Source organism: Citrobacter amalonaticus Y19 (genome assembly GCF_000981805.1).
GTDB classification, from domain to species: Bacteria; Pseudomonadota; Gammaproteobacteria; order Enterobacterales; family Enterobacteriaceae; genus Citrobacter_A; species Citrobacter_A amalonaticus_C.
In genome coordinates, this window is sequence record NZ_CP011132.1 from 3,457,551 (window position 1) to 3,480,344 (window position 22,794).

Consider the following 22,794-nt stretch of genomic DNA (forward strand, 5'->3'; position numbering starts at 1 on the left):
TCATGTTGATTCTGAAAAATGTCACCGCCGTACAGCTTCATCCGGCCAGCGTGCGCGAAGGCGTGGATATTGCTATCGATAAAGACGCGATCGTTGAAGTGGGCGATGCGCTGACGCAGCGCTACCCGCAGGCGCAATGGAAAGAGATGCACGGGCGAATCGTGATGCCAGGCCTGGTCTGCGCGCATAACCATTTTTACTCCGGTTTATCTCGCGGCATCCAGGCCAATATCGCCCCCAGCCCGGACTTTATCTCAACGCTGAAAAACCTGTGGTGGCGTCTGGACCGGGCTCTGGACGAAGAGTCGCTCTACTACAGCGGGCTGATTTGCTCAATGGAAGCGATTAAGAGCGGATGCTCTGCGGTTATCGATCACCACGCCTCGCCGGGCTACATACAGGGGTCGCTCTCTACGCTACGTTCAGCCTTTTTAAAGGTGGGCCTGCGGGCCATGACCTGCTTTGAAACCACCGACCGTAACGAGGGAATCAAAGAGTTGCAGGCAGGCGTCGAAGAGAATATCCGCTTTGCCCGCCAGATTGACCACGCGCGGGAGACCGGTAACGAGCCGTACCTGGTGGAAGCGCACATTGGCGCGCACGCCCCGTTTACCGTACCCGACGCCGGTCTGGAGATGCTGCGCGAGGCCATCAACGCCACCGGACGCGGGCTGCATATCCATGCGGCGGAAGACAGCTACGATGTCTCTCATAGTCATCACCTGTACGGTAAAGACCTGCTGGTGAGGCTGGCGGAATACGGGCTTATCGACAGTAAAACGTTGGTGGCGCACGGTCTGTACCTGTCTGCGGAAGATATTGCGTTGCTGAATCAGCACGATGCCTTCCTGGTACACAATGCCCGCTCCAACATGAATAACCATGTCGGTTACAACCACCACCTAACCCACATTCGCAATCTGGCGCTGGGGACGGACGGCATCGGCTCCGACATGCTTGAAGAGATGAAATTTGCCTTCTTCAAACATCGCGACGCGGGCGGTCCTCTGTGGCCTGACAGCTTTGCGAAAGCGCTGGCGAACGGCAACGAGCTGTTGCACCGCAACTTTGGGGAAAACTTTGGCCAACTGCAAGCCGGTTATAAGGCCGATTTAACCCTCCTCGACTATTCGTCGCCAACACCGCTGATCGCTGAAAACGTTGCCGGGCATATCGCCTTTGGCCTCGGTTCAGGCAGCGTGCACAGCGTGATGGTGAATGGCGTGATGGTGTATGAAGACCGTCAGTTCACTTTCGATACCGATTCAATTTATGCGCAGGCCCGAAAAGCCGCCGCCAGCATGTGGCGGCGAATGGATGCGCTGGCATAGCCCATACCCTCTCCTGAACGGGAGAGGGAGTGATGAGGAATGATTGATGATTGAACAATTTTTCAGGCCCGACTCCGTTGACCAGGCGCTGGAACTCAAGCGCCGCTATCAGGAGGAGGCCGTCTGGTTTGCCGGGGGCAGCAAACTTAACGCCACGCCAACGCGTACCGATAAGCAGATTGCCATTTCATTGCAGGATCTGGAACTGGAGTGGATCGACTGGGACAATGGCGCATTGCGTATTGGGGCGATGACTCGCCTGCAACCGCTACACGACGCCCGCTATCTCCCGGCGGCACTGCGGGAGGCGATTGGCTTTATCTACTCACGCCATTTACGCAACCAGTCAACCCTCGGCGGTGAGATTGCCGCACAACAGAAAGAGTCCGTGTTACTTCCCGTCCTGCTGGCGCTGGACGCTAAACTGGTTTTTGGCGATGGCGAAACCCTGTCGCTGGAAAGCTATCTCGCCTCCCCGCACGATCGCCTGATCACCGAAGTTATCATTAAAGATCCCTTCCGCCCTTGCGCCACCCGCAAAGTGAGCCGTTCACAGGCCGGACTCACCGTCGTGACGGCGGCGGTCGCGTTAACCGAACACGGGGGGGTTTGCATCGCACTGGACGGCGTGGCGGACAAAGCACAACGCCTGCGTGATGTGGAAACACAAACACGCGAAGGTACGGAACTGGAGCAGGCGGTCGCTAACGCCATATTCCCACAGGATGATATTCGGGGCAGCGCTGCCTATAAGCGCTACATCACCGGCGTGGTCGTGGCCGATCTGTATGCCGACTGCCTGATGGCCGGGGAGGACGTTGTATGATAATTCACTTCACATTGAACGGCACGGTCCGTGAAATGAAGATTAACCCAGGCGAGAACGTACAGAAACTGTTGTTCAACCTCGGGATGCACTCGGTGCGCAACAGCGACGACGGATTCGGCTTCGCCGGTTCAGATGCCATTCTCTACAACGGTCGCATCGTCAATGCCTCATTACTGATTGCCGCGCAGTTGGATCACGCGGAGATCCGCACCAGCGAATCGCTCGGTAAATGGAATTCGCTGAGCCTGGTACAACAGGCGATGGTGGATGTCGGCGTCGTGCAGTCCGGTTATAACGATCCTGCCGCTGCGCTTATCATTAGCGATCTGCTGGCGCGTATCGCACTCCCCACGCGTGAAGAGATTGACGATGCGCTGTCCGGTCTGTTCAGTCGCGACGCGGGCTGGCAGCAATATTATCAGGTGATCGAACTGGCGGTGGCGCGTAAAAACGATCCGCAGGCCCGGATTACCGTCGCCCCCACTTTCCGCGACGATCTCACGGTCATTGGTAAGCCCTGGCCAAAAACCGATGCCGCCAAGATGGTCCAGGCCAAGCCCTGCTATGTGGAAGATCGCATCACCCCTGACGCCTGCGTGATTAAAATGCTGCGCAGTCCGCACGCCCATGCGTTGATTACTCATCTCGACGTCAGCAAAGCCGAAGCGCTCCCCGGCGTGGTTCACGTTATCACCCACCGTAACTGTCCCGATATCTACTATACGCCCGGTGGGCAAAGCGCACCGGAACCCTCCCCGCTCGACCGTCGCATGTTCGGTAAGAAACTGCGCCACGTCGGCGATCGTGTTGCCGCTGTGGTTGCAGAAAGCGAAGAGATAGCGCTGGCCGCGCTGGCGCTTATCGACGTGGAATATGACGTGCTTAAACCGGTATTGTCGATTGACGAAGCGATGGCGGACGATGCACCGGTCGTACACGATGAACCAGTGGTGTATGTCGCTGGCGCGCCGGAGACGCTGGAAGAGGACAACCGCCATGCCGCTCAGCGTGGCGAGCACATGATCATCAACTTCCCGATTGGTTCTCGCCCGCGCAAGAATATCGCCGCCAGCATTCATGGTCATATTGGCGACATGGAGAAAGGGTTTGCCGAAGCGGATGTGATTATTGAGCGCACCTACCATTCCACGCAGGCGCAGCAGTGCCCGGCAGAGCCTCACATCTGCTTTACCCGCATGGACGGCGATCGCCTGATCATTCACGCTTCAACGCAGGTACCGTGGCATCTTCGCCGCCAGGTCGCCCGTCTCGTCGGCATGAAGCAGCACAAGGTCCACGTCATCAAGGAGCGCGTCGGCGGCGGCTTTGGTTCCAAACAGGATATCCTGCTGGAAGAAGTCTGCGCCTGGGCGACCTGCGTGACCGGACGCCCGGTCTATTTCCGCTATACCCGTGAAGAGGAGTTTATTGCCAATACCTCCCGCCACGTTGCAAAAGTCACGGTTAAACTGGGCGCGAAGAACGATGGTCGCCTGACGGCGGTCAAAATGGACTTCCGCGCCAATACCGGCCCTTACGGCAACCATTCGCTGACCGTGCCAAGCAACGGGCCGGCGCTCTCGTTACCGCTGTACCCTTGCGACAACGTCGATTTCCAGGTCACCACGTACTACAGCAACATCTGTCCGACCGGGGCGTATCAGGGCTATGGCGCGCCAAAAGGCACCTTTGCGATGACGATGGCGTTAGCCGAGCTTGCCGAACAGCTGCAAATAGACCAACTGGAGATCATCGAGCGCAACCGGGTTCACGAAGGACAGGAACTGAAAATCCTTGGGGCAATTGGTGAAGGGAAAGCGCCAACGTCTGTTCCTTCCGCCGCCAGCTGCGCACTGGAAGAGATCCTGCGCCAGGGGCGGAAGATGATCGACTGGTCTTCCCCCAAACCGCAGGACGGTGACTGGCATACCGGTCGCGGGGTCGCCATTATTATGCAGAAATCCGGGATCCCGGATATCGATCAGGCCAACTGCATGATCAAACTGGAGTCCGATGGCACCTTCATCGTCCATTCCGGCGGTGCGGACATCGGCACCGGACTGGATACCGTTGTCACCAAGCTGGCGGCGGAAGTGCTGCACTGCGCGCCAGAGGAAGTGCATGTCATCTCCGGCGACACTGACCATGCGCTCTTCGACAAAGGCGCTTACGCCTCATCCGGCACCTGCTTCTCGGGGAATGCGGCACGTAAAGCGGCGGAAAACCTGCGTGAGAAAATCCTCTTTCACGGTGCGCAGATGCTGGGCGAACCCGTTTCTGACGTTCAACTGGCGGCCCCTGGCGTCGTGCGCGGCAAGCAGGGAGAAGTGAGTTACGGTGAAATCGCGCATAGAGCGGAGACGGGGACCGGTTTTGGCACGCTGGTCGCCACGGCCAGTTACATCACCGCAGACTTTGCTTTCCCCTATGGGGCGAACTTCGCCGAAGTCGCGGTGAATACCCGCACCGGCGAAATCCGTCTCGACAAGTTCTATGCGCTGCTGGATTGCGGCACGCCGGTCAACCCGGAACTCGCGCTGGGGCAAATTTACGGGGCGTCAATGCGGGCCATCGGTCATAGCCTGAGCGAAGAGATCCTCTATGATGCCGAAGGCCATCCGCTGACCCGAGATCTGCGCAGTTATGGTGCCCCCAAAATTGGCGATATCCCCAGGGATTTTCGTGCCGTGCTGGTGCCGAGCGACGATAAAGTCGGCCCCTTTGGCGCCAAATCAATCTCTGAGATTGGCGTAAATGGCGCCGCGCCTGCCATTGCCACCGCGATTCATGATGCCTGCGGCGTGTGGTTGCGCGAATGGCATTTCACACCGGAGAAAATACTGACCGCGCTGGAAAAAGTGTAGCGACGTGGGCCGCTCAGGCGGCCCGAGTTCATGACTCAATAATGATTAAATGCCGTCTGCGGAAATGAGATAAGCCGTTCTCAGGGCAACCTGCGCCTCAAATTCGCAGAATTTAATTCTGCTGATTCAGATGATCAAATTTACTTATTAAGGAGTGAAGGGATGTCTGATATATCACGTGCAGGCTCGGATCTGATTTACGAACTGGAGGATCGTCCTCCCTTTCATCAGTCGATTATTGGCGCAATCACCCACCTGCTGGCCATTTTTGTTCCCATGGTAACGCCAGCATTAATTGTCGGCACCGCGCTACAGCTCTCGGCGGAAACCACCGCCTATCTGGTCTCAATGGCGATGATTGCCTCCGGCATCGGCACCTGGCTGCAGGTAAATCGCTATGGCATGGTCGGTTCCGGTTTACTCTCGATTCAGTCGGTCAATTTCTCATTTGTCACGGTGATGATTGCACTGGGCAGCGGGATGAAAAACGACGGATTTCATGAAGAGTTGATCATGTCATCGCTGCTCGGCGTCTCCTTTGTCGGGGCATTTCTGGTGGTGGGTTCGTCTTTCATTCTGCCTTACTTGCGCAGAGTCATCACCCCGACCGTCAGCGGCATTGTGGTTCTGATGATTGGTCTGAGTCTGATTAAAGTCGGGATCATCGATTTTGGCGGCGGCTTTGCGGCGAAAAGCAGCGGCACCTACGGGAATTACGAGAACATTGGCGTCGGGTTGCTGGTGCTGATCGTGGTGATCGGTTTTAACTGCTGTCGCAGTCCGTTACTGAGAATGGGCGGCATTGCGATCGGCCTGGGCGTGGGCTATGTCGTCTCCCTGTGCCTTGGCATGGTGGACTTCAGCAGTATGCGCAATCTGCCGTGGGTCACCATCCCTACTCCCTTTAAGTACGGTTTCCAGTTCAATTTTCATCACTTTCTGGTCGTCGGGACCATTTATCTGCTCAGCGTACTGGAAGCCGTCGGCGACATTACCGCAACCGCAATGGTGTCCAGGCGTCCGATTCAGGGGGATGAATATCAGTCGCGCCTGAAGGGCGGCGTGCTGGCGGATGGACTGGTCTCCGTCATTGCCTCTGCGGTAGGGTCACTCCCTTTGACGACCTTTGCGCAAAACAACGGCGTTATCCAGATGACCGGCGTCGCCTCACGCTATATCGGACGCACCATCGCCGTCATGCTGGTGTTGCTTGGCCTGTTTCCAATGATTGGCGGCTTCTTCACCACCATTCCCTCGGCGGTGCTGGGGGGCGCAATGACGTTGATGTTCTCGATGATCGCGATCGCCGGGATCCGCATCATCATCACCAACGGGCTTAAGCGCCGTGAAACGCTGATTGTCGCCACCTCTTTGGGTCTGGGTCTGGGCGTCTCCTATGACCCGGAAATTTTCAAAATCCTGCCTGCCTCAATTTATGTGTTGGTGGAAAACCCCATCTGCGCAGGCGGTCTGACCGCCATTCTACTGAATATTATTCTCCCTGGAGGTTACCGGCCTGAAGAAGTGCTGCCGGGCATCGCCTCCCCGGAGGAAACGGATTAACGGGAAAGGAGTTTACGATGTCTGGAGAACACACGTTGAAAGCGGTGCGCGGCAGCTTTATTGATGTCACTCGCACCGTCGAAGACCCGGAGGAGATTGCCTCAGCGCTGCGATTTGTGGAAGACGGATTGCTGCTGATTCGCGAGGGAAAAATCGAATGGTTTGGCGAGTGGGAAGAGGGGAAACACCGGATCCCTGACGCCATCCGTATCCGTGACTATCGCGGAAAACTGGTCGTGCCGGGATTCGTTGATACCCATATCCACTACCCCCAGAGCGAAATGGTCGGTGCCTATGGCGAACAGTTACTGGAATGGCTGAATAAACACACCTTCCCGACCGAAAAACGCTACGAGGATCTGGAATACGCCCGCGAGATGTCGGCGTTTTTTATCAAGCAGCTGTTGCGTAATGGCACCACCAGCGCGCTGGTTTTTGGCACGGTCCATCCACAGTCCGTTGACGCGTTGTTCGAAGCCGCAAGCCATATCAATATGCGCATGATCGCCGGCAAAGTGATGATGGATCGTAACGCACCGGATTACCTGCTGGACGACGCCGAGAGCAGCTACCTGCAAAGTAAGGCGTTAATTGAGCGCTGGCATAAAAATGGCCGCCTGCTGTACGCCATCACACCGCGCTTTGCACCGACCTCTTCCCCGCAGCAGATGGCGATGGCGCAGCGTCTGCGTGAGGAATATCCCGATACCTGGGTGCATACCCATCTCTGTGAAAACAAAGACGAAATTGCCTGGGTTAAGGAACTCTATCCTGAACATGACGGCTACCTGGATGTGTATCACCAGTACGGGCTGACCGGCAAAAACTGCGTCTTCGCCCACTGCGTACATCTGGAAGAGAAAGAGTGGGATCGCCTGAGTGAAACCCGCTCCAGCATCGCCTTTTGTCCCACCTCTAACCTCTACCTCGGCAGCGGTTTATTCAACCTGCAAAAAGCCTGGCGCAAGAAGATCAGCGTCGGCATGGGAACCGATATCGGTGCGGGAACCACCTTCAACATGCTGCAAACGCTGAACGAAGCCTACAAAGTGGTGCAATTACAGGGTTACCGACTCTCGGCATACGAAGCATTTTACCTGGCGACGCTCGGCGGCGCGAAAGCACTGGGTCTCGACCCTCTTATTGGCAACTTTATGCCAGGTAAAGAGGCGGACTTCGTGGTGCTGGAACCAACGGCGACGCCGCTGCAGCAACTGCGCTATGACAACTCTACAACCCTGGTCGACAAATTGTTCGTGATGATGACGCTGGGCGACGATCGCTCTATTTACCGCACCTACGTCGATGGGCGTCTGGTGTACGAACGGACCTGACAGAACGCTAACATCCTGCTGAGGACATTATTATGTCTGGAGATATACTGCAAACCCCCGGCGCGTCGAAACCTCGCGGCGCGCTGGATAACTACTTCAAGATTACTGAACGTGGCAGTACCGTGCGTCAGGAGATACTGGCCGGGTTGACCACCTTTCTGGCGATGGTCTATTCGGTCATTGTGGTGCCCGGAATGCTGGGGAAAGCGGGATTCCCACCCGCCGCCGTCTTTGTCGCCACCTGTCTCGTTGCAGGCTTTGGTTCGCTGCTGATGGGACTCTGGGCCAACCTGCCGATGGCGATCGGCTGCGCCATTTCTCTGACCGCCTTTACCGCGTTCAGCCTGGTGCTGGGACAGCACATCTCGATTCCTGTCGCCCTCGGTGCCGTTTTCCTGATGGGGGTGGTTTTTACCGCCATCTCGGTTACCGGAGTCCGGACCTGGATCCTGCGAAACTTACCCATGGGCATCGCACATGGCACAGGGATCGGCATTGGGCTGTTCCTGTTGCTGATCGCGGCAAACGGCGTCGGCATGGTGATTAAAAACCCGCTGGAAGGACTTCCGGTGGCGCTAGGCGCATTCACCTCATTTCCGGTCATCATGAGCCTGCTGGGACTGGCGGTGATCTTCGGTCTGGAGAAATGTCGCGTCCCTGGCGGGATCCTGCTGGTGATTATCGCCATCTCCATTATCGGTTTGATATTTGACCCTGCCGTCAAATATCACGGTCTGGTCGCCATGCCCAGTCTGAGCGGTGAAGACGGTAAGTCTCTGATTTTTAGTCTTGATATTATGGGGGCCTTACAACCCGCGGTGCTGCCCAGCGTACTGGCACTGGTGATGACAGCGGTATTTGATGCCACCGGCACCATCCGCGCCGTCGCCGGACAGGCGAATCTGCTGGATGAGGACAACCAGATAATCAACGGCGGTAAAGCGCTGACCAGCGACTCCATCAGCTCCGTATTTTCCGGGCTGGTCGGCGCGGCACCGGCGGCCGTCTATATTGAATCCGCAGCGGGAACCGCCGCCGGAGGAAAAACGGGACTGACCGCCACCATCGTTGGCTGTTTATTCCTGCTCATTCTGTTCTTATCGCCTCTCTCTTACCTGATCCCAGGCTATGCGACTGCCCCTGCGCTGATGTACGTCGGCTTGCTGATGCTCAGTAACGTCTCAAAACTGGATTTCGATGACTTCATCGATGCGATGGCCGGTCTGGTCTGCGCGGTCTTTATCGTTCTGACCTGTAATATCGTCACCGGCATTATGCTCGGTTTCGTCACGCTGGTTGTGGGTCGCGTTTTTGCCCGGGAATGGCAAAAGCTGAACATCGGTACCGTCATCATTACCGTCGCGCTGGTGGCGTTCTACGCCGGCGGATGGGCAATTTAAGCGATGCTCCGCGCAAACGCGCGGAGCTGTTCTATCGGCCTCGCCCTTCAGGAGAAAACGCATGAGCGCCATAGATTCCCAACTTCCCTCACCGTCGGGGCAAGGCCGCGCCACCGATGAGGTCGATCGTATATTATCGCCCGGTAAGCTGGTCGTACTCGGTTTACAGCATGTGCTGGTCATGTACGCGGGCGCGGTCGCTGTACCGCTGATGATTGGCGACAGGCTCGGACTCAGTAAAGACGCCATCGCGCTGTTAATCAGTTCCGATCTCTTTTGCTGCGGGATCGTTACCCTGCTGCAATGTATTGGCATCGGCCGCTTTATGGGGATTCGCCTGCCCGTGATTATGTCGGTGACGTTTGCCGCCGTGACGCCGATGATTGCGATTGGCATCAATCCGGATATCGGTCTGTTGGGCATTTTTGGCTCAACCATCGCCGCAGGGGTGATAACCACACTCTTAGCGCCGCTTGTCGGTCGCCTGATGCCGTTATTTCCGCCGCTGGTGACGGGCGTGGTGATCACCTCGATTGGTCTGAGCATCATTCAGGTTGGCGTTGACTGGGCAGCCGGCGGGAAAGGTAATCCTGAATATGGGAACCCGGTCTATTTAGGGATTTCGTTTGCGGTCTTAATTTTTATTTTATTAATCACCCGATTTGCTAAAGGCTTCATGTCCAACGTCGCGGTCTTGCTGGGGATCATCTTTGGTTTTGCGCTCTCATGGATGATGAATGAAGTGAATTTGTCAGGCCTGCACGATGCGTCGTGGTTCGCGATTGTCACACCGATGGCCTTCGGGACGCCCGTCTTTGATCCGGTGTCGATTCTGACCATGACCGCCGTGCTAATCATTGTGTTCATTGAATCGATGGGGATGTTCCTGGCGCTCGGCGAAATCGTCGGTCGCAAACTCTCTTCGCAGGATATCATTCGCGGCCTGCGCGTGGATGGCGTCGGGACCATGATTGGCGGCCTGTTTAACAGCTTTCCCCATACCTCATTTTCTCAAAACGTTGGCCTGGTCAGCGTCACGCGCGTGCACAGTCGATGGGTCTGTATCGCCTCCGGCGTCATCTTAATTTTGTTTGGCATGGTGCCTAAAATGGCGGTTCTGGTCGCCTCCATTCCCCAGTTCGTCCTCGGCGGCGCCGGTCTGGTGATGTTTGGCATGGTACTGGCGACCGGGATCCGCATTCTCTCGCGCTGCAATTACACCACGAACCGTTACAACCTCTACATTGTGGCCATCAGTCTGGGCGTGGGCATGACGCCAACGTTATCGCATGACTTTTTCTCTCGCCTGCCAGCCGTTCTCCAGCCGCTGCTGCACAGCGGCATTATGCTGGCCACTTTCAGCGCGGTGGTACTGAATCTGTTTTTCAATGGTTATCACCACCATACCGGGCTGGTACAGGAATCCGTTTCGGATAAAAACCTGAAGGTCAGAACGGTGCGAATGTGGCTGCTGATGCGCAAGCTGAAAAAAAATCAGCAGGATGAATAGCATGAATCTCTTTTTGCGCTGCCTGATAACCCTGCTGCTGCTCATGCTGATGTCGATACCCGCTATTTCAGACGGCATTGCGCTGGGTATCGAAAGTCGCTTCCAGTTCATGCTGTTGTTTTTCTAAAATCGTTCCATGCTTCCGACATCCGTACCGCAAGTTGCGGATGTCGAACTTCGCCGTTAAACGCTCCCTGAGCTAATCATTGCGTCGTGAGATCTCATATACTGGTACGTGCTTAAGAGTAACAGTGAGACATTATGCGACAGGAACACGTCATTTTGCTGGATGCACAGGACTCCCCGTCCGGCACGCTGGAAAAATACAGCGCCCACACCGCCAACACACCATTGCATCTTGCCTTCTCCTCCTGGCTGTTCAATGCAGAGGGACAGCTTTTGGTCACTCGCCGTTCGCTCGTGAAAAAAGCATGGCCGGGTGTATGGACGAACTCGGTTTGCGGCCACCCTCAACAGGATGAAAGCCACGAAGAGGCCGTTGTCCGCCGCTGTCGTCATGAGCTGGGCGTGGAGATCGCCAGCCTGACCCCCGTCTTCCCGACATTCCGCTATCGGGCGATCGATCCCAGTGGGATCGTTGAGAATGAGGTTTGTCCGGTCTATGCGGCACGGGTGACCAGTGAACTGCAGGTCAATCGCGACGAAGTGATGGATTATCAGTGGAGCAGTCTGGAGGATGTTTTACGCGGAACTGACGCGACGCCGTGGGCCTTCAGTCCGTGGATGGTGATGCAGGCTGCTGATGATAATGCGCGCGAGCGGCTGCGAGAATATTGCCGACGTTAATTGACGCCGGATGGCGCTACGCTTATCCGGCCTACGGCAAGCGTAACGCTATCCGATATTTCACCGCTTATTTTACCGGGCGCATCGCCGGGAACAGGATCACATCACGGATGGTGTGGCTGTTGGTGAACAGCATCACCATACGGTCGATACCAATGCCCAGACCCGCCGTCGGCGGCAGACCGTGCTCCAGTGCAGTCACATAGTCTTCGTCGTAGAACATCGCTTCGTCGTCACCGGCTTCTTTCGCGTTCACCTGATCCTGGAAGCGCTGCGCCTGATCTTCTGCATCGTTCAGCTCGCTAAAGCCGTTACCGATCTCACGACCGCCGATGAAGAACTCAAAGCGATCGGTGATTTCCGGATTCTCATCATTACGACGCGCCAGCGGAGAGACTTCTGCCGGGTATTCGGTAATGAAGGTCGGCTGAATCAGATGCGCTTCGGCCACTTCTTCGAAGATTTCAGTCACGATACGGCCCAGACCCCAGCTCTTCTCTACCTTGATACCGAGAGATTCAGCAATCGCTTTGGCGGAGTCAAAGTTATCCAGTTCAGCCATTTCCGTTTCCGGACGGTATTTCTTGATAGCTTCGCGCATGGTCAGTTTTTCGAACGGCTTGCCGAAGTCGAACACTTCATCACCATAAGGCACTTCCGTTTTACCTAACACATCTTGCGCCAGGGTACGGAACAGAGACTCGGTCAGTTCGATCAGATCTTTATAGTCCGCATACGCCATGTAGAGTTCCATCATGGTGAACTCTGGGTTATGACGAACGGAGATCCCTTCGTTACGGAAGTTACGGTTGATTTCGAACACGCGCTCGAAGCCACCGACCACCAGACGCTTCAGGTACAGTTCCGGTGCAATACGCAGGTACATATCCAGATCCAGCGCATTATGATGGGTGATAAACGGACGCGCAGACGCGCCGCCTGGGATCACCTGCATCATCGGGGTCTCAACTTCCATAAAGCCGCGACCAACCATGAACTGACGGATGCCCGCCAGGATCTGAGAACGCACCTTAAAGGTGTTACGGGATTCATCGTTAGAGATGAGATCCAGATAGCGCTGACGGTAACGCGCTTCCTGATCCTGCAAACCGTGAAATTTATCCGGCAGCGGACGCAGCGCTTTGGTCAGCAGACGCAATTCGGTGCAGTGGATAGACAGTTCGCCCGTTTTGGTTTTGAACAGTTTCCCTTTCGCGCCGAGGATGTCGCCGAGGTCCCATTTCTTGAACTGCTCGTTGTAAGTGCCTTCCGGCAGATCGTCACGGGCAACGTACAACTGAATACGACCACCCACGTCCTGCAACGTAACAAAAGACGCTTTACCCATGATACGACGGGTCATCATGCGGCCTGCAACGGACACTTCAATGTTCAGCGCTTCCAGCTCTTCGTTCTCTTTCGCATCAAAGTCAGCGTGCAGTTGGTCTGAGGTGTGATCGCGACGGAAATCGTTCGGGAAGGCGATACCCTGCTCGCGCAGTCCAGCCAGCTTCTCACGGCGCGTTTTCAGTTCGTTGTTAAGATCGGCTACCGCGTCAGCGCCCTGTGCGTGTTGTTCAGACATGTTGGTTCCTCATAACCCTGCTTTCAAACTTGCTTCGATAAATTGATCCAGGCTGCCGTCCAGCACGGCCTGCGTGTTGCGGGTTTCAACCCCGGTACGCAAGTCTTTAATGCGGGAGTCATCAAGGACGTAAGAACGAATCTGGCTTCCCCAGCCGATGTCGGATTTAGTATCTTCCATCGCCTGTTTCTCGGCATTCTTCTTCTGCATTTCCAGTTCATAAAGCTTCGCTTTCATCTGCTTCATGGCCTGGTCTTTGTTCTTGTGCTGGGAGCGGTCGTTCTGGCACTGCGTCACTAACCCGGTCGGAATGTGGGTAATACGCACTGCGGATTCGGTACGGTTAACGTGCTGACCGCCCGCGCCGGATGCACGGTACACATCGATACGCAGGTCTGCCGGGTTGATTTCGATATCAATATCGTCATCCACTTCCGGGTAAACGAATGCAGAGCTAAACGAGGTATGGCGACGACCGCCGGAGTCGAACGGGCTTTTACGCACCAGACGGTGAACGCCGGTTTCCGTACGCAGCCAGCCATAAGCATATTCGCCAGAAATTTTAATGGTCACGGATTTGATCCCGGCCACTTCCCCTTCTGACTCTTCAATAATTTCAGTCTTGAAGCCGCGCGCTTCTGCCCAACGCAGATACATGCGCTCCAGCATGCTTGCCCAGTCCTGCGCTTCAGTACCGCCGGAACCGGCCTGGATATCGAGGTAGCAATCGGCGCTGTCATACTCGCCAGAGAACATGCGACGGAATTCCAGCTGCGCCAGTTTTTCGTCAAGCAGATCGAGTTCCGCGACGGATTCGTTAAAAGTTTCTTCGTCGTCGGCTTCTACAGCCAAGTCCAGCAGGCCGGAAACATCTTCCAGCCCCTGAGTCATTTGGTCGAGGGTGTCGACAATCGCTTCAAGCGAGGAACGTTCTTTGCCCAGCGCCTGCGCGCGTTCGGGGTCGTTCCAGACGTCCGGCTGTTCCAGCTCGGCGTTTACTTCTTCCAGGCGCTCTTTCTTGGCATCATAGTCAAAGATACCCCCTAAGAACGTCAGAGCGCTCCGTGAGGTCCTGAATGCGGTTTTTTACCGGATTAATTTCAAACATGGTCTGATTTCTTTTATTGAGCTTGTCAAAATGCGGTGATAAGAGCGGGATTGTACCCAATCCACGCTCTTTTTTATAGAGAATAGTGACGGGAAATTGGTCAGATCACACGGGCCAGATATTATCGATGATTAACTGCAAACTGCGGTTGCCGCGAAATTCGTTAATATCCAGTTTGTAGGCCAGTTCGACTTCGCGCACACCGTTATCCGGCCAGCAGGCGGTATCAACGTTAAAAGCAATGCCATCCAGCAGCGGTCCCCCGCCAACGGGTTCGACCATCACTTTCAAATGCCGCTCGCCGACCAGGCGTTGCTGAAGCAGGCGAAAATGCCCGTCAAACAACGGTTCCGGGAACATTTGCCCCCACGGACCGGCGTCACGCAGCAACTGCGCGACCTCCATCGTCATCTCCGCCGCGCTCAGCGGGCCGTCAGAGACCACTTCCCCCTGTAATAGCGACGGATCCAGCCATTCGGTAACCAGCTCGCCAAAACGCTGCTGGAAGAGGTCGAATTTCGTCTCTTCCAGCGACAGTCCCGCTGCCATCGCATGACCACCGAATTTAATCATCAGCCCCGGATGCAGCGTATCCAACCGCTCCAGCGCATCACGCATGTGCAGCCCCTGAATGGAACGCCCGGAGCCTTTCAGCGTGCCGTCGCCTGCCGGTGCAAAAGCGATCACCGGGCGGTGAAAACGCTCTTTAATGCGCGAGGCGAGGATCCCAACCACCCCCTGATGCCACTCAGGATGATACATCGCCAGACCGCCAGGCAGCGTCTCGCGACTGCGTTCCAGCTTCTCGCACAGGGTCAGCGCTTCCGCCTGCATCCCCTGCTCAATCTCTTTACGCGTCTGGTTCAGCGCATCCAGCTCATTGGCCAGTACCCGCGCTTCGCCGATGTTATCGCACAGCAGCAGCGCCACGCCGACGGACATATCATCCAGCCGACCTGCGGCGTTCAGACGCGGGCCGAGCGCGAAACCTAAATCACTGGCGGCGAGCTTTTGCGCATCACGATTGGACACTTCCAGCAGCGCTTTGATCCCCGGACGGCATTTCCCGGCGCGAATACGGCTTAAGCCCTGCCAGGTGAGGATCCGGTTATTGGCATCCAGCGGCACCACGTCCGCTACGGTGCCCAGCGCGACCAGATCGAGCAGATCCGCCAGGTTTGGCGGCGTAATGCCTCGTTCATCAAACCAGCCCTTATCGCGCAGGAAGGTGCGCAGGGCGAGCATCAGGTAGAACGCCACGCCCACGCCGGCCAGCGACTTCGACGGAAAATCACAGTCAGTCAGATTCGGGTTAATGATGGCTTCGGCAGCCGGCAGCGTCTCGCCCGGCAGGTGGTGATCGGTAACCACCACCGGGATCCCCAGCGCCCTGGCGTGATCCACGCCGGCATGGGAAGAGATACCGTTATCTACGGTGACGATCAGCTGCGCGCCGCGCGCATGGGCCTGATCGACCACTTCCGGACTTAAGCCGTAACCATCCTCAAAACGGTTTGGCACCAGGTAGCTGATGTTATCGCAGCCCAGCGAGCGCATCCCCAACACGCTCAGGGCGGTACTGGTCGCACCGTCCGCATCGAAGTCGCCAACCACGATGATGCGCGTCCCCTCGCGAAAGGCGTTATAGAGGATTTCGACCGCTTTTTCGACGCCGCTCAGTTGCTGCCAGGGCAGCATACCTTTTACGCTACGCTCGAGATCCTGGGCGCTGCGTACACCACGACTGGCATATAAGCGGCGTAACAGCGGCGAGAGGTCGGCAGGCAGTTCTGCCGACTCATCGACTTCCCGCCGACGAAGTTGTATCTGTTGTTTCACGTGAATTACTTACCACTGGTCTGTTTTTGGTGCTCGTCAAGAAACGCTTTCATCTCTTTCGGCCCCTGATAACCGGGTACGACATAGCCGTTGCTCAGCACAATGGCGGGCGTGCCGCTCACGCCAAACTGTACGCCCAGCGCGTAGTGATCCGCGATATTCACATCGCAGGTTGCTGCTTTCACGCCTTTGCCTGCCATCGCGTCATCAAATGCTTTGGCTTTGTCTTGTGCACACCAGATGGACTTCATATCCTGCTCGGCCTGGCTTTCCAGTCCCTGGCGCGGAAAAGCGAGATAGCGCACGGTAATGCCCAGCGCATTGTAGTCCTTCATCTCTTCATGCAGTTTGTGACAGTAGCCACAGGTGATATCGGTAAAGACGGTGATAACGTGTTTTTCCTGAGGCGCTTTATAGACGATCATTTCATTTTCCAGCGCGTTCAGGTGCTTCATCAGCAGCTGATTGGTCACGTTGACCGGCGTTGCGCCGCTGACGTCGTACATCGGCCCCTGAATGATGTGTTTACCGTCTTCCGTCACGTACAGCACGCCGCTGTTGGTCAGCACCGTTTTCATCCCGGCAATGGGGGCGGGCTGAATATCCGTGCTCTGTACGCCCAGTTTCGTCAGAGACTGGCGGATCGCGGCGTCGTCGGCGTGTGCCAGGCCGGAAAACGCAGTGGCCAGCAGGGTAAACAGCATTAAACCTTTTTTCATAACCTTTCCTGTTCGCTCAGCATTCACGCTCTTGGGTGATGCTGTTGATGAAGTTGACGCAAGCGCGCTGTCGCAACATGCGTATAAATCTGGGTGGTGGAGAGATCGCTGTGACCCAGCAACATCTGCACCACGCGTAAATCGGCGCCATGATTGAGCAAATGCGTGGCAAATGCGTGGCGTAAAACGTGCGGTGACAGCTTTTCACTGTCGATTCCCACTAATACGGCATAGTGCTTAATGCGGTGCCAGAAGGTCTGGCGCGTCATCTGCTGGGCGCGCTGACTGGGAAACAGCACGTCAATCGACACGCCGTTCAGCAGCCACGGACGTCCATGCTCCAGGTACGTCTCCACCCAGTACACCGCCTCTTCGCCCAATGGAACGAGTCGTTCTTTATTGCCCTTACCGATCACCCGAACCACGCCCTGGCGCAGACTGATGTCACTCATCGTCAGCCCGACAAGTTCAGACACACGCAGCCCCGTGGCATACAGGATCTCAAGCATGGCTTTATCGCGTAACTCCAGCGGTTGGTCAACCACTGGTGCCTGTAATAATCTCTCAACTTGCGCTTCACTGAGATCTTTCGGTAAACGCTGGGGCAATTTAGGCGACGCCAGCGTCACTGTTGGATCGTCTGAACGGATCTTCTCACGATAAAGATGCTGGAAAAGCCGCCGCACCGCGCTCAGCAGTCGTGCGGTACTGGTCGCTTTATATCCGCCGTCCATCCGTTCGGCCAGTAATGCCTGCAGATCGTCACTTTGCGCAGTATCCAGCGACACCTGACGGTGGGCGAGCCACTCCACCAACATGGTCAAATCGCGGCGATAGGCGCTCAGCGTATTTTCCGCCAGATTTTTCTCCAGCCAGAGCGCATCAAGGAATTGTTCGATGCGTGCAAGATCCTGTTCCACATCAGCCTCTTTGATTCTGCAACCCGCCATTATGACTCAATGATACGGGTTTCTGGTACACTACGCGCAAAGTCATAGCAAGTATTGAGACGTTTACGCGATGAATATTGGTCTTTTTTACGGTTCCAGCACCTGCTACACCGAGATGGCGGCGGAGAAAATTCGCGACATCATCGGACCGGAACTGGTGACGCTGCATAATCTGAAAGATGATACCCCGGCCCTGATGGAGCAGTACGATGTGCTGATCTTAGGCATTCCCACCTGGGATTTCGGTGAAATTCAGGAGGACTGGGAAGCCGTCTGGGATCAACTGGACGAACTCAACCTCGAAGGCAAAATTGTCGCGCTTTACGGCATGGGCGACCAGTTAGGCTACGGTGAGTGGTTCCTTGACGCACTGGGCATGCTGCATGACAAACTGTCGACCAAAGGGGTCAAATTCGTCGGTTACTGGCCTACCGAAGGCTACGAATTCACCAGCCCAAAACCGGTCATTGCCGAGGGTCAGTTGTTCGTCGGTCTCGCCCTGGATGAAACCAATCAATACGATCTCAGCGATGAGCGTATTCAGGCGTGGTGTGAACAAATTCTCGGTGAAATGGCCGAGCACTATTCCTGATACCGATTCCTGATACCGATTTCCTGCCTCGCCGGGCTGACGGCATATCCCGTCAGCCTTGCCTGCGTATTCCGCTCATCACGCCTATCCCAGCGTCGACGTTTGCATCATCAGGCGGCGTAAATCCCGCCATTCAGCGTCGTCCATACTGTCTGCCGCGAGCCACAAATGCTGGCGTTTACCGGTCTCAGAACGCAAACGCAGCATCATGCCGGTGCTGATCATCCACGGTGCACTGACGATAAGCCAGTCATGCCCCTGCCAGCGGAGCCGTCCGTCCATCAGAAGTTTAACCTCTCCCTGACGGGCGTTAATTCGACGCTGGCTGCGAACACAGTCAAACACAACCAGCGAAAGTAGTATCAACCACAGCGGCGTGTAGCTCAGAGGCCATGGCATTAATAGAATAACCGCCGCCACCAGCCCATGCAGGAGTAGCGATAGCCATTGTGCGCGCCATGAGACGCGGAGATCAGATTGCCACAGGACCACGATCCCGATTCCGTGTCTGAATGAGTCGTACCATCTGCTCCAGTTCAGCATCTGCCGGTTTACCGTGATTCATCAACCAGTTGAATAAATCCGGGTCATCACACTCCAGCAGACGAATAAAAATACGTTTTTCATCATCGCTCAACGTGTCGTACTCATGTTCGAAAAACGGCATGATGGAAATATCGAGTTCACGCATACCGCGTCGGCATGCCCAGTGAATACGTGCTTTATTGTTAATATCCATGTTTTTCTTCCTGTCTCACTCAAATGAACTGCCCGGCTATTGTAACGTGTTTTTCATCCTGTTTTGCGGGAATATCCGTAACCACAAGCGCGATCGCTAATTAAATCCCCAATAACTCAATGGGTTCATGTTTTCTGGATGCCGCCTCGCAATCTATAACATAAGGCACAAATGGGACTATCAAAGCACTTGCATTGGGCACTAGCTCTTTTACCATTAGTCATTATCACTGCGTTAAGCAAATCAGGACATTTTTATGGCATTTACTCCATTTCCACCTCGTCAGCCGTCAGCTTCTGCGCGTTTGCCCGTGACGTTAATGACGTTAGATGACTGGGCGCTGGCCACGATTACCGGGGCTGACAGCGAGAAGTATATCCAGGGTCAGGTGACGGCTGACGTGAGTCTACTGACTGAGCACCAACACGTTCTGGCCGCCCATTGCGACGCTAAAGGCAAAATGTGGAGCAACCTGCGACTGTTCCGCGACGGCGACGGTTTTGCCTGGATTGAGCGTCGTAGTCTGCGTGACGCGCAGGTCACCGAACTGAAAAAGTACGCCGTGTTCTCGAAAGTGACGATTGCCCCGAACGATGAACGCGTGCTGCTGGGCGTGGCGGGTTTCCAGGCGCGTGCCGCACTGGCGAATCTGTTTAGTGAACTGCCTGACGGCGAAAAGCCCGTCACGCGTGAAGGGGCAACCACTCTGTTGTGGTTTGAACATCCGGTGGAACGCTTCCTGTTAATTACTGATGTAACAACAGCGGAAACCGTGACGGAAAAACTGCGGGGCGAAGCCGAACTGAATAACAGCCAGCAGTGGCTGGCGCTGGATATTGAGGCCGGTCTTCCGGTTATCGATTCCGCCAACAGCGCGCAATTCATTCCGCAGGCAACCAATCTTCAGGCGCTGGGAGGGATCAGCTTTAAAAAAGGCTGCTATACCGGGCAAGAGATGGTGGCGCGAGCGAAATTCCGCGGGGCGAACAAACGCGCGTTGTGGTCTCTGGCGGGTAAAGCCAGCCGGGTACCCGAAGCGGGTGAGGATCTTGAGATGCAAATGGGTGAGAACTGGCGTCGTACTGGCACTGTCCTCGCGGCAGTGCAACTGGATGACGGTCAGCTACTGGTACAGGTGGTGATGAACAACGATATGGAAGCCGACAGCGTATTCCGCGTACGCGATGATGCCAACACGTTGCACATCAAACCACTGCCCTATTCACTGGAAGAGTAAGAGAATAACGCCTGATGGCGCTTCGCTTATCAGGCCTACGAAGATATCCCTCTCGCCCCGTAGGCCGGATAAGACGTTTACGTCGCCATCCGGCATCTCTCACCTGATGGTACGTCGCTTATCAGGCCTACGAAGATATCCCTCTCGCCCTGTAGGCCGGATAAGACGTTTACGTCGCCATCCGGCATCTCTCACCTGATGGCACGTCGCTTATCCGGCCTACGAAGATATCCCTCTCGCCCTGTAGACCGGATAAGACGTTTACGTCGCCATCCGGCATCTCTCACCTGATGGCGCTTCGCTTATCAGGGCTGCATAGAGGTACCTGTAGGCCTGATAAAACGTCAAACCATCACATCACGCCTGTCCTACGTACAAGTAGATCGCCAGAAAGTGGCACACGCTGCCGCCCAGCACAAACCCGTGCCAGATAGCATGGTTGTAGGGAATGCGTTTACTGACGTAGAAAATCACCCCCAGTGAATAGACCACGCCGCCGACGGCCAGTAGCGTTACGCCTCCCGCCGCCAGTTTGATTGCCAGTTGATACACCACAATCAGCGACAGCCAGCCCATCGTCAGATAGGTCACCAGCGACAGCACTTTAAACCGGTGGGCTATCGTCAGTTTGAACAAAATACCGAGCAGCGCCAGGCTCCAGATCACAATCATCAGCCCACGCGCCAGGGTTGAATCCAGCCCCACCAGCAGAAACGGCGTATAGGTCCCGGCAATGAGCAGGTAGATAGCGCAGTGGTCGAACTTTTTCAGCCAGATCTTCGCCCGCTGATGGGGAATGGCGTGATACAAGGTCGACGCCAGAAACAGCAGAATCATGCTGCCGCCGTACAGGCTGTAGCTGGTAATCGCCGTTGCGCTGGCGTTCATATCCACCGCCTGCACCAGCAACAACACCAGACCGACGATACCAAACACCAGTCCGATGCCGTGACTGATGCTGTTGGCGATTTCCTCTGCCAGTGAATATCCCTGTGCGATTAATGGCTTCTGGACCATAACTTACTCCGGTGAAACGAACACGTTCGTGATTGCGCTTCTAGCGTAACTGAGAATGGTTCCAGTGAACACCTGTTAGCTAAAATAAATATCGCTATAAGAATAATCGTTATAAATCATAATATTGAAACGTAATTTTCAACTAACAGTTGTTCATTCAATTCAAAGGCATTTAAAATCAATCACATAAAACTGTGACTGATTCGGGTAAATCTCGCCAATCACCCGCTTCAGTTCGTCCAGCGTCATGTTTTCCTGCTGTGCATGTTTTTCCGTCAGTGTGTCGAGCGTGACGGTTGACGTTCCCTGCACCTCAATTGTGCAAAAATAGCCGTCGTCCTCAAAACGTCCTACCCGCAGAATGTCGCCGGTCCTGAAGTGAGATTCAGACTCATCGCGAATGGTGATCGTTTTACGCCCTGCCAGAATGTCGTCCTGGAAACGCTGAAAAAAAGTGATGTCATTTGGCTGCATGTTATTATTCCCTGTAGATATATCTGATGAGTGAGTATTGCCATTGTGAGTATGTTCTCCCACGCTGCCATCGCCAGTCTCAACAACATTGAGATGTTGGTCTACAACTATGTCATCAGAAACCGTGACAAAGTCATGTATATGACCATTCGGGAACTGGCTGAAGCGGCGGGCGTATCGACCACCACCGTGCTGCGTTTCTGTCGCAAGCTTAACTGTGAAGGCTACTCCGAATTTCGCGTACGCTTTAAATTATATTTAGAGCAGAATGAACCGCAACAGGCTAATTTTGGCGCCAGCGAGATTATTAGTTTCTTTAAAGGGGTCAATAACGATGAATTTGATCAATTACTTGAAAAGGCGGTAGACATTATTTTATCGTCCGAGCGGATTATATTTGTCGGTGCCGGTACCTCAGGAGCCTTAGCGAAATATGGCGCGCGTTTTTTCTCAAACGTTGGAAAATTCAGTAATCATATTGACGATCCTTATTTCCCGGTCACTAACGACATGGCGCGTAATGCGCTGGCAATTGTGTTATCAGTTTCTGGCGAAACTGAAGAGCTCCTGCGCTTTGCCAGCCAGTTCAGCCTGCATAACTGCAAGGTGCTCTCGATTACCAGCCATGAACACTCTCGTCTCGCCAAACTGGCGGACTTTAATCTTTCCTGGCATGTGCCGCAAACCCGTATTGCTGGCGTGTACGATATTACCACGCAAATTCCCGTTATTTATATTCTCGAGTCTCTCGGGCGAAAGCTGGCGAAAAAATTAGCGTAAAAAAACAGACTGTTTTTTGGCGGTAACAAATTACCGTTTCGCTATTTTGTTATATCGTGACATTTACCTTCCCTTTGTTAGACTCAAATCAGTTTGTATTAATTTGAGATGACGCA

Annotated in this window: 21 protein-coding genes; 12 read left to right on the plus strand and 9 right to left on the minus strand. The window is 55.0% G+C overall.

Annotated features, from left to right (window positions below; translation table 11 throughout):
* Window positions 1-2 precede the first annotated feature (2 nt).
* The 9 genes from ssnA (at window position 3) to idi (ending at window position 11,638) form a co-directional block, all read left to right on the plus strand.
* Window positions 3-1,331: a putative aminohydrolase SsnA gene (gene ssnA, locus F384_RS15885; protein ID WP_046486906.1), complete on the plus strand. Its 1,329-nt coding sequence runs from the start codon at window positions 3-5 to the stop codon at window positions 1,329-1,331.
* Window positions 1,332-1,377: 46 nt separating this feature from the next.
* Window positions 1,378-2,157: a molybdopterin-dependent oxidoreductase FAD-binding subunit gene (gene ygfM / locus F384_RS15890; RefSeq protein ID WP_046486909.1), complete on the plus strand. Its 780-nt coding sequence runs from the start codon at window positions 1,378-1,380 to the stop codon at window positions 2,155-2,157.
* On the plus strand, window positions 2,154-5,024 hold the full coding sequence (locus F384_RS15895; RefSeq protein ID WP_046486913.1) for a molybdopterin-dependent oxidoreductase Mo/Fe-S-binding subunit: 2,871 nt from the start codon (window positions 2,154-2,156) through the stop codon (window positions 5,022-5,024). Before ygfM ends, F384_RS15895 begins: the two co-directional genes overlap by 4 nt.
* Window positions 5,025-5,186: 162 nt before the next feature.
* Window positions 5,187-6,587 carry a nucleobase:cation symporter-2 family protein gene (locus F384_RS15900; protein WP_046486917.1) on the plus strand — a complete coding sequence of 467 codons (1,401 nt, stop codon included), beginning with the start codon at window positions 5,187-5,189 and terminating at the stop codon, window positions 6,585-6,587.
* A gap of 17 nt (window positions 6,588-6,604) precedes the next feature.
* Entirely contained in the window at window positions 6,605-7,921 is a 1,317-nt protein-coding gene (guaD, locus tag F384_RS15905) for a guanine deaminase (protein WP_046486919.1), read from the plus strand.
* A 32-nt stretch (window positions 7,922-7,953) separates the two neighbouring features.
* Window positions 7,954-9,321, plus strand: a complete 1,368-nt coding sequence (ghxQ, locus tag F384_RS15910) for a guanine/hypoxanthine transporter GhxQ (protein WP_046486921.1) — start codon at window positions 7,954-7,956, stop codon at window positions 9,319-9,321.
* Between the two features lie 61 nt (window positions 9,322-9,382).
* Window positions 9,383-10,831 (plus strand): nucleobase:cation symporter-2 family protein, encoded by a 1,449-nt coding sequence (locus F384_RS15915; RefSeq protein ID WP_046486924.1) that lies wholly within the window; start codon window positions 9,383-9,385, stop codon window positions 10,829-10,831.
* A gap of 1 nt (window position 10,832) precedes the next feature.
* A complete protein-coding gene (locus F384_RS30435) occupies window positions 10,833-10,958 on the plus strand; it encodes a hypothetical protein (RefSeq protein WP_226991599.1) in 126 nt (41 codons plus the stop codon).
* Window positions 10,959-11,092: 134 nt separating this feature from the next.
* Window positions 11,093-11,638 (plus strand): isopentenyl-diphosphate Delta-isomerase, encoded by a 546-nt coding sequence (idi, locus tag F384_RS15920; RefSeq protein WP_046486926.1) that lies wholly within the window; start codon window positions 11,093-11,095, stop codon window positions 11,636-11,638.
* A 67-nt stretch (window positions 11,639-11,705) separates the two neighbouring features.
* Here the strand turns inward: idi and lysS are convergent, their stop codons facing one another.
* From lysS to xerD, 5 genes are all read right to left on the minus strand, one after another.
* Complete coding sequence (lysS, locus tag F384_RS15925) at window positions 11,706-13,223, minus strand: lysine--tRNA ligase (protein WP_046486929.1); 1,518 nt, start codon at window positions 13,221-13,223, stop codon at window positions 11,706-11,708.
* Window positions 13,224-13,232: 9 nt separating this feature from the next.
* A protein-coding gene (gene prfB / locus F384_RS15930; RefSeq protein ID WP_155404011.1) for a peptide chain release factor 2 occupies window positions 13,233-14,331 on the minus strand; the annotation gives its coding sequence in 2 pieces (ribosomal slippage) (window positions 13,233-14,255 and window positions 14,257-14,331; 1,098 coding nt in all).
* Window positions 14,332-14,436: 105 nt separating this feature from the next.
* Window positions 14,437-16,170: a single-stranded-DNA-specific exonuclease RecJ gene (gene recJ, locus F384_RS15935; RefSeq protein WP_046486934.1), complete on the minus strand. Its 1,734-nt coding sequence runs from the start codon at window positions 16,168-16,170 to the stop codon at window positions 14,437-14,439.
* 5 nt (window positions 16,171-16,175) lie between these two features.
* Window positions 16,176-16,889, minus strand: a complete 714-nt coding sequence (gene dsbC, locus F384_RS15940) for a bifunctional protein-disulfide isomerase/oxidoreductase DsbC (RefSeq protein WP_046486937.1) — start codon at window positions 16,887-16,889, stop codon at window positions 16,176-16,178.
* A 23-nt stretch (window positions 16,890-16,912) separates the two neighbouring features.
* Entirely contained in the window at window positions 16,913-17,809 is an 897-nt protein-coding gene (gene xerD, locus F384_RS15945; RefSeq protein ID WP_046498264.1) for a site-specific tyrosine recombinase XerD, read from the minus strand.
* A gap of 100 nt (window positions 17,810-17,909) precedes the next feature.
* On the opposite strand from xerD, the gene fldB reads away from it, so the two are divergent.
* Window positions 17,910-18,431: a flavodoxin FldB gene (gene fldB / locus F384_RS15950; protein ID WP_046486940.1), complete on the plus strand. Its 522-nt coding sequence runs from the start codon at window positions 17,910-17,912 to the stop codon at window positions 18,429-18,431.
* An 84-nt stretch (window positions 18,432-18,515) separates the two neighbouring features.
* On the opposite strand, the gene F384_RS15955 is transcribed toward fldB, so the two are convergent.
* Together F384_RS15955 and sdhE are read right to left on the minus strand one after the other, a co-directional pair.
* On the minus strand, window positions 18,516-18,923 hold the full coding sequence (locus F384_RS15955; protein WP_046486944.1) for a protein YgfX: 408 nt from the start codon (window positions 18,921-18,923) through the stop codon (window positions 18,516-18,518).
* A complete protein-coding gene (gene sdhE, locus F384_RS15960; protein ID WP_042322123.1) occupies window positions 18,904-19,170 on the minus strand; it encodes an FAD assembly factor SdhE in 267 nt (88 codons plus the stop codon). Before sdhE ends, F384_RS15955 begins: the two co-directional genes overlap by 20 nt.
* A gap of 256 nt (window positions 19,171-19,426) precedes the next feature.
* On the opposite strand from sdhE, the gene ygfZ reads away from it, so the two are divergent.
* The gene (gene ygfZ, locus F384_RS15965) at window positions 19,427-20,407 is read left to right on the plus strand and encodes a tRNA-modifying protein YgfZ (protein ID WP_046486952.1); all 981 of its coding nucleotides are present in this window, start codon (window positions 19,427-19,429) and stop codon (window positions 20,405-20,407) included.
* A 357-nt stretch (window positions 20,408-20,764) separates the two neighbouring features.
* On the opposite strand, the gene trhA is transcribed toward ygfZ, so the two are convergent.
* Both trhA and yqfB read right to left on the minus strand, forming a co-directional pair.
* Window positions 20,765-21,424: a PAQR family membrane homeostasis protein TrhA gene (gene trhA, locus F384_RS15970; RefSeq protein ID WP_046486956.1), complete on the minus strand. Its 660-nt coding sequence runs from the start codon at window positions 21,422-21,424 to the stop codon at window positions 20,765-20,767.
* Between the two features lie 162 nt (window positions 21,425-21,586).
* The gene (gene yqfB / locus F384_RS15975) at window positions 21,587-21,898 is read right to left on the minus strand and encodes a N(4)-acetylcytidine aminohydrolase (RefSeq protein ID WP_046486963.1); all 312 of its coding nucleotides are present in this window, start codon (window positions 21,896-21,898) and stop codon (window positions 21,587-21,589) included.
* 51 nt (window positions 21,899-21,949) lie between these two features.
* Here yqfB and F384_RS15980 point away from each other — a divergent pair, with 51 nt between their 5' ends.
* The gene (locus tag F384_RS15980) at window positions 21,950-22,678 is read left to right on the plus strand and encodes a MurR/RpiR family transcriptional regulator (protein WP_046486968.1); all 729 of its coding nucleotides are present in this window, start codon (window positions 21,950-21,952) and stop codon (window positions 22,676-22,678) included.
* Window positions 22,679-22,794 lie beyond the last annotated feature (116 nt).